Annotated in this window: 2 protein-coding genes; both read right to left on the reverse strand. The window is 51.5% G+C overall.

Translation table 11 applies throughout. The features are described 5' to 3' along the window. Positions 1-516: 516 nt before the first annotated feature. Positions 517-3,531, reverse strand: a complete 3,015-nt coding sequence (locus QZP87_RS02025) for a response regulator (RefSeq protein WP_291321253.1) — start codon at positions 3,529-3,531, stop codon at positions 517-519. A gap of 213 nt (positions 3,532-3,744) precedes the next feature. Continuing rightward, entirely contained in the window at positions 3,745-7,728 is a 3,984-nt protein-coding gene (locus QZP87_RS02030; protein ID WP_291321254.1) for a response regulator, read from the reverse strand. Positions 7,729-8,130: the final 402 nt, after the last annotated feature.

An 8,130-nucleotide genomic window follows, 5' to 3' on the forward strand; every position in this document is an offset into this window, starting at 1 on the left:
AGCATAAAGAACCCAGGCACACCGTCAGGCAAGACACTCTGCAGGCCAGCCACCACTCTTCAACCGTGAGCGGCAAAGCCGCCAGTGTGCAACGAAGTTGCCCGTGCCAAAAAAATCTTCTCCGGCACGGGAAGCCATCAGGCTTCACACAAGTGCTCCGCACACACGGTTTTGAAGGCAGGTACCGGCCAGGGGGACAGTCCCCGCGATACTTTTCCTGCACAAATACAAAAAGTACAGACGCGAAATTTTGTGAAGCTGCATAATCATCTGAGGCGGAGAAAAAGTTCCAACAAAACATGAACATGCTTTTCCCCGTTTCATGCCTGGCCTGTTATGGGCAATAAAGGGTGGATTTTTAACCATTTCAGGCCAGACATGAAATGGGAAAAAACGTGAGGGCGAGTGGGAAAGCTGCAGTCACATCAACCCAGGAAGCCCCTTGCGAGATGTCGTCCTTACCCTGTCCGTTAAAAGGAAATATTATGTTTTTTAAATAGATGTCGCGCAGTTAAATCAGCTGTCCGAGAGCCTCTGCTGCAGCAGCCGGTCCAGTTCTGCAAAGGCCCGCTCCAGGGCTGGAAGCTGTCGCTCCAGGGACTCTGTCTCTCGGGAATAAGCAAGATGCTCCATTCGTTCTGCGGCCTGGCAAAGTCCCGGGGCGGAAATGTTGGCAGCCAGGCCTTTTAGGTTGTGGGCTGATTTGTAGACTGCATCAAAGTCCTGACTCAACACTCCTTCTTTAACCTGCTGCAGCCGTTGCGGGGCATCTTTCAGAAACTGTTCCAGAATGGTCCGGACCAGTTCCTGGTCCTGCATCATGCGCTCTATAAATTCGTGCTCATTATATATATCTTCTTCCACCCGGCCTTTAGACTGTTCTGCCCTCTCTGGAGCTGAACCAGCTTCCCCCGGCTGTCTGTCCACCTGAAGAACTCTGTCTTGAAGCCATGTTTCCAGGGTCCGGCCAAGGAGCTCTGGCTCTACCGGCTTGGAGAGATAGTCATCCATGCCTGCTTCCCGGCAGCGTTCAGGGTCTTCTTTGAGGGCGAAGGCGGTCATGGCGATAATGGGTATATGCTCAGGGTGATCAGGGTGCAGCTCCAGAGAACCTGCATAATCAAAGGAATATGCGCCAGTCTTTCCGGGAAAAGGCCGGGAACCGTCCTTATACCTGTTCTTTTCAGCCTCCCTCACTGCCATTGAGGCCTGAAAACCGTCCATCTCCGGCATCTGACAGTCCATGAGTACCAGATCAAAAGGACTGGAGGCAAGGGCGTCCAGGGCCTCAAGACCGTTGGAAGCGATATGGATATCCTTGTAGCCCAGCTTGTTCAGCACCGTTCTGGCCACCTCCTGGTTTATGGAATTGTCTTCCACCAGCAGTATACGGGCATTGCGGGCGGGCTCCTGCCTGGAGGCCTGCTGGCGGCTGTGGTCCTGGGGCAGCTGATCCTCAAACAAAGTGCCTTCCTGGTCTATAACTTCCAGCCTGGCAGTAAACCAGAAAGTGGATCCCTGCCCTACCCGGCTGTTTACACCTATGTCACCATGCATGAGTTCAGCCAGCTGCCTGGATATGGCCAGTCCCAGGCCGGTCCCGCCAAACTTACGCGTGGTCGCGGGCTCGGCCTGGGAAAAGGGCTGAAAGAGTCTGGTCTGAACTTCTTCCGGAATGCCCATGCCGGTATCCCGGACTTCAAAACGCAGCAGGACTGCGCCTTCTTCCAGCTTTTCCGGTCTTACGCTTATTTCCACTTCTCCAGTGCTGGTAAACTTTATGGCGTTGCCGGCCAGGTTGAGAATGATCTGGGTCAGACGTCCAGGATCGCCTGCAAGCAGCACCGGCACCCCCGGGTGGATAGTACAGCTAAGGTCGAGACCCTTTTCCTTGGCCCTGTGCTTCAGCATGCTTTCGATATCAGACAGGACCTGGCGCAGGTCAAAGTTCTGGTGGTCCAACTCCAGCTTGCGGGCTTCGATTTTGGAGAAATCAAGGATATCGTTTATCAGGTTTAACAGGTGTTCTCCGCTGGAGCGGACTATATCGGCGTATCTGCGCTGCTCGCTGCTCAGATCCGTGTCCAGAAGAAGCCTGGTCATGCTGATGACCCCATTCATGGGGGTGCGGATCTCGTGGCTCATATTGGCCAGAAATTCAGACTTGGCCCGGGCGGCCTGCTCGGCTTTGTCCCTGGCGTCCTCCAGGGCAGTTTCGACCTGTTTGCGCTCCTCTTCCCGGCTTATGGCCGAGGCAATAATCCCCAGCAACTGCCGCTGGTCATCCGAAAATTGCACATGACCTGAATACACTGCGCAGACCAGGCCGACCAGTTCTTTGCCGAGCTTAACTGTATGCCCTATATAGGTCTGCAGTCCGTATCTGGAAACAGCCGGATCATTGAAGACATAGCTGGTCTGCTGGAGATCCTGGATCTCATGGATGCCGTGAGATCCAGAGCAGATGAGATCATAGCAGATATGCCCCTGCGGATAGTCCCGGGGCACATAGTCCGGAGGAGTGTTCCACTGCCCAACAGATACGAGCATTCCTTCGTCCATTCTGTTGTACAAGGCACAATCAGCTCCCAGGAGTCTTCCGCAAAGCTCTGTAAGCAACCGGATATTGGAATCGTAGTCGGTGCCCAGACCAAGCAGACACTGATTGACCTCAAAGAGACGCTGCGCGTTTCTGGCGGTTTTTGCTTCCATCTGCCTACGCTCGGTGATGTCCTGGACAATACCCACGGAATGCACGACGCGGCCTTGCTGATCGCGTTCATGGATGCAGCTCTCGTGAACGTGTCGTACTTCGCCTGTATATCTGCGGACAATCCGATGTTCAATCTCATACCCTTCTTTTCCCTCCTGCAGGGATTCCATATAAGCCGCATCAACCATATCCCGGTCCTCCGGGTGTACTGCCTCCAGAAATGCCTGATAGGAAGCACCGAATTCCTGGGGTCTGAATCCAAAAATCCGATAAACCTCATCAGACCAATGCAGACTATCAGTGGCCACTTCCAGTTGCCAGGTACCCACCCGGGCTATGCGCTGGGAGATTGCAAGCAGTCTCTCGTTTTCATCCTTCGCCTTCAGTGTCGCCCGGGCCTGTTTGCCGGCATCATGCAGTTTAAGGGCCATTTTTACGGCATTCAGCAGTGAGACCTCATCCGTATTTATAGTTATCTGGCCGTAACCGGAAACATTTTCCTTTGTCGCCATAAGTTCCGGATCAGGCGATGGCAACAGAAATATCACCGGCAGATCATGCTCCTCCAGGATTGTCCTCCCGGTTCTGACTCCGTCCATACTGTCTTGCACATGGACATCCACCAGGGCCAGAGCTGTCTTGTCCAGGTCCAGATACCCACTGATCTCATTTTCGCCACTGGCAGTAACCACCCTGTAACCGTGTTTTTCCAGGATATCCTTTTCCTGGATTTCCTCTGGACTTCTGTTGGCTATGATCAGGACGGTCGAGGGCTCAGAGTATTCTATCCGGTTCTTGTCCTTTATGCACATGTTCATGTATGTCTGGACAGTGAAAAGTTTTTTCTAATCATTTATTTTTATCAGCGTATCTGTTTAGCGCTTTTAAGGAAGCAGGAGACAGGCACCAAACCGCACTTATTTTTCTGAAGGATGATTGACATGTTTAAAAAAAAAGTGCGGGGAGAGCCAGTCCCCATGCCACATGCTAATGGCTAATACACTCTACTCCATGTTAATTGGTTTATTCATCTACTCAGCCAGCAACATTTTTTCAATTTCAGCCTTGCAGATATCAAACCTCCTTTTCAGTTCAGGCATAATGTTTTCAATCTGGTCAAGTTCACCTGCATGTGCATGGCTTTCCATCTTTTCAGCGATCCCGCATATTGCCATGCAACCGGTATTGGCAGAATTACCCTTGATGGAGTGGGCTGTGCGCAGGAGTTGCTGCACGTCTTTGTCTTCCAGGGCCTTTTGCAGTGCTTCAATTTTGGCGGGGATATCCTGCAGGTACATATTTGCGATTTCCATGGTCAGCTCATGGTCCTGACCCATGCGGTAGAACAGAGCCTGATGATCAAATGCCGGACCTGAAGAGGCATCCTTTTCCCCGGTAAGACAGATGTTATCCTCCGGATCTTCAACAGTCTCATCCTGACCCTTTGAATCTTTCTGTTCCAGCCATTTTTGCAGCACCCGGCCCAGTTCATAAGGATTAATTGGCTTGGCAACATAATCGTCCATACCGGACTCGATACACCTGTCCCGGTCCTGGTGCATGGCACCGGCGGTCATGGCGATAATGGGAATTCTGGAATTCGGGGATTGAGAAATTGAGGGATTCTGGGATACGTTCTCCTGAATTCGGTCTCTGATCTCTGTCTTCTGATTCCCGGCTTCTGTCCTCTGTCCTCTGACCTCTGATTTCTGACCTCTGTCCTCTGCAGCGCGTATGCGCCGGGTCGCTTCCAGCCCGTCCATTTCCGGCATCTGCACATCCATGAGTACCAGGTCGTAGCTTTTGCTCTGCAAGGCCTCGACCGCCTTCAGTCCGTTATCCACAATATCCGCGGTGATCCCCATTTTTTTAAGCAGGCCGGCGGCTACTTTCTGATTGACCGGGTTGTCCTCGGCAATAAGCACATGGCCTTTGAATTTTATCAGCTCGGATCGCCGCCTTTTTATCTCCCGGGCCTGATGCCTGGTGATGATTGAACGGCCTGGGCCTGGGCCTGCACTGGAAAGAACCGTCAAAAGCGTATCAAACAGCTCGGACTGGCGGACAGGCTTGTTCAGGTAAGCATTAAAACCCTGTTCTTCAAAGATTTTGGCGTCGCCGGGACGTCCCAGGGAAGTCAGCATTACCAGAGGCAGGTCTTTAAACCTGTTACTGTTTCTTATGCGCCGGCCAAGTTCTTCTCCATCCATACCGGGCATATGCATGTCCAGAATGGCCATGGCAAAAACCCTGCCGCTGCTGTAGACTCTGTCCAGAATACGCAAAGCCTCATGACCTCCAGAGGCCTGCTCTAGATGTACTCCCCAGGCCTCAAGCTGTTTTTTCAGAATTGATAAGTTGGTTTCATTATCATCGACAATAAGTATATGCGCGCCCTGCAGATCCTGTGGCAGAGCAGGCAGGGGCTCTTCCTGCTTCTTCTGTGGGGTGAACCGGGCCGTAAACCAGAACTGACAACCCCGGCCGTATTCACTTTGGACCCCGATTTCTCCACCCATCATTTCAGCCAGTTGTCTGGAAATGGCCAGACCAAGCCCTGTACCGCCGAATTTGCGGGTGGTGGATGTGTCCACCTGGGAAAATTTGTTGAAAAGCAGATCAATCTTGTCTTCAGGAATACCAATGCCGGTGTCCTGGACTGTGAAGCGAAGCAGGACATCAGCTGCACTGACCTCTGACCTCTGCACCCTGACCACAACCTCTCCCTGGTCAGTAAATTTTATAGCATTACCCACCAGGTTGGTCAGTATCTGTCGCAGACGTCCAGGGTCGCCCTGGACCTGGGCCGGTACATCCGGATCAGGCAGACAGATCAGTTCCAGCCCCTTTTCATCAGCCCGTACAGCCATGAGAGAGGCCAGGTCTTCAAGCAGGTAGTGCAGGTTGAAGTCCAGATTTTCCAGCTCCAGACGGCCGGCCTCGATTTTGGAGAAGTCCAGAATATCATTAATAAGAGTCAGCAAAGCCTCGCCGCTGGACTGGATGGACTGGGCCAGGCTGTACTGCTCGGCTGAAAGCTCGGTATCCAGCAAAAGCTCGGTCATGCCGATGACCCCGTTCATGGGAGTGCGGATCTCGTGACTCATATTGGCCAAAAATTCGGATTTGGCCTGGGTGGCTATTTCAGCCTGCTCCATGGCATCTTTGAGGTCCTGCTCCCTGCTCTGTCTGAGTTGGGCATTGACCAACAGCTCTGCCAGTAATGCAAACAGGTTGATCTCGGAATCCGACCATGTCCTGGTAGACCGGACCGAATCCAGACCGACAAACCCCAGGCATCCTTCAGGACCCATAAGAGGAATGGCCAGCAAAGACTGGATACCCTGAAAATCAAGGTGAAGTTTAAAAGGGTCATTATTATCAAGTTCAGCAACATCGGGAAGGTAAAAAGGCCGGCCTTCATTGTGCAGTCGTACATGCTCCGGGTTCAGAGCAAGAGGGATTTTCTGGAGGTTGTCAATTTGCGGCTCTATTCCAGGAGCGCACCATTCATGGGTGTTGGTCATGACATGGTTTTCATGATCATAGTAAAAAATATAAACCCGGTCAGTCCCGGTGAATTGCCCCAGACGCATCAGAGCTCTGTCAGTAGCCTGATTCAGGTTGTCGGTTGGAACATTGAGAAAGTCCATGGCCAGGTCCATGAGCAGGCGCTGCAGATCCAGGCGGTAGTTTAGTGACTGCTCGTTTCCGGCAAGCTTTTCCAGGTTCCTGGAATTGCGCAGAGCAATGGCTGCCAGGTCCCCGAAGGACTTGGCGGCATTTGTGTCTTTTTCTGTAAATCCTCCGGGCTTGTTGGCCAGTCCGATTATTCCCACGGTTTTTTCGTCCAGAACAAGCGGAGCAAAAAGAACATTGTCCAGCTGAACATGCCCCGGCGGCATGAAATCCATCCATTTACTGTTCATGAAGTCATTTTCAAATACTACGGCATTCAGGCTGTATGACTGGGCCCTGAGCCCCCGGATGGGCATAGGCAGCGCCGGATCTACATAGCAGGGTCTTCCTCCAGACTCCAGGAAAACCAGTTCATTTTCCCGGCCGTCATCGGCCAGCAGGGCCACATAGCCTGCACTGGAGCCAATCAGGCTGGATACACTGTCAAATATATGCCTGGCAGCGGATGGAAAGTCCTTGGTTGTCAGTATGGCTCTTGCCGACTCAAACATACTGGAAAGATGAGCTTCAGAACGTCTGGACTCCTCTATAGCCCGCTGCATTACATCATGTTTATGTTTCTGAATTGTTATATCCCTGGCTACATGCACACTGCCCAGAATAAATCCCCCGGCATCTCGAAAAGGTGTAGTGGTGACATTAAAATACCCATGCAGTCTTTCTTCAAAAACTTCTGCATTCTCCTCATTCCGGCTTCTCAAGGTTCGGGAATGTGGACAGAAATCCGGGGGAGCCGACAGTCCATGAACTACTTCATAACAGAAACGTCCCTCAATTTCCCTGGGTTGAAAACCAAGACGCTCGGCCATGGCTTTATTAACCCTCAGGATGCGGTGGTCATTATCTACCAGGGCAATCAAGTCAGGTAAGGCTTCAAAAGTAGACTGCCATTGATCCTGGGCAAGCTTTCTGTCTGAAATATCTGCAACAAAACCCTGGAAATGGGAGGCTTTTCCTTTGGCATCAGATACAGCCTGAATACTCCCTGATGCCCAGAATACAGTACCATCCCGTCGGATCTGCCTGCACTCGTAATTTTTGACTATCCCGTGCAGATCCAGAATATGCCTGACCTCTTCCCCCTGAACTGGATCAGCAAACAACTGTGCTGCAATATCGGTTACTGAAGCGATAAGATCCCGGGGGGATGAATAGCCGAATATTTCAGCCAGGGCCTGGTTTGCATAAATAAACCGGCCTTCAAGAGTTGCCTTAAAAAAACCGATGGTGGCCTGATCCAGGATGTCCTGAGCATCCGGTAAGACAGGTTGCTCAGACTGATCCTGGTCATTCAATCTGGTTGGTCTTGTTGACATCACAATCTCCAGGGCTGGATAAGTAATTCAGAGGGGCAGAGTGATTTGTTCGTTCAAATCAGATTGAGGACTTTGATATCTTCTTAGCTTTAGCCGCGTCAAGAGGACTTTTTCTCGGATTTAAGAGGCAGACTGAAATAAAATGTGGTGCCCTGGCCGTAGCCATTCAGGGGGTGCCGGTAACCCTGCAACGACACTTAGAAATTGGGTAACTTGAAAAAATTAGGTACAGGCACTCCGGCGCCCACTTGAATGTGATTTTGTGCCATTAAGGCCTGGTTTTACCTCTCGTTCCCAGGCTCCAGCCTGGGAACGTTTAGTTCTTGCGGCTCCAGCCGCTTCTTAAAAAATGTAGCTGGAGCCACAAAAAAGAAAAAAATCCTTGCTTGCATGTTTGTAGGG

The sequence above is a fragment of the Desulfonatronospira sp. genome (assembly GCA_003563255.1).
Classification (GTDB): domain Bacteria; phylum Desulfobacterota; class Desulfovibrionia; order Desulfovibrionales; family Desulfonatronovibrionaceae; genus Desulfonatronospira.

Coding starts and splice junctions, on each gene's coding strand:
- QZP87_RS02030 (WP_291321254.1), bottom strand. CDS start 7,728: ATGTCAACAAGACCAACCAGATTGAATGACCAGGATCAGTCTGAGCAA.
- QZP87_RS02025 (WP_291321253.1), bottom strand. CDS start 3,531: ATGAACATGTGCATAAAGGACAAGAACCGGATAGAATACTCTGAGCCC.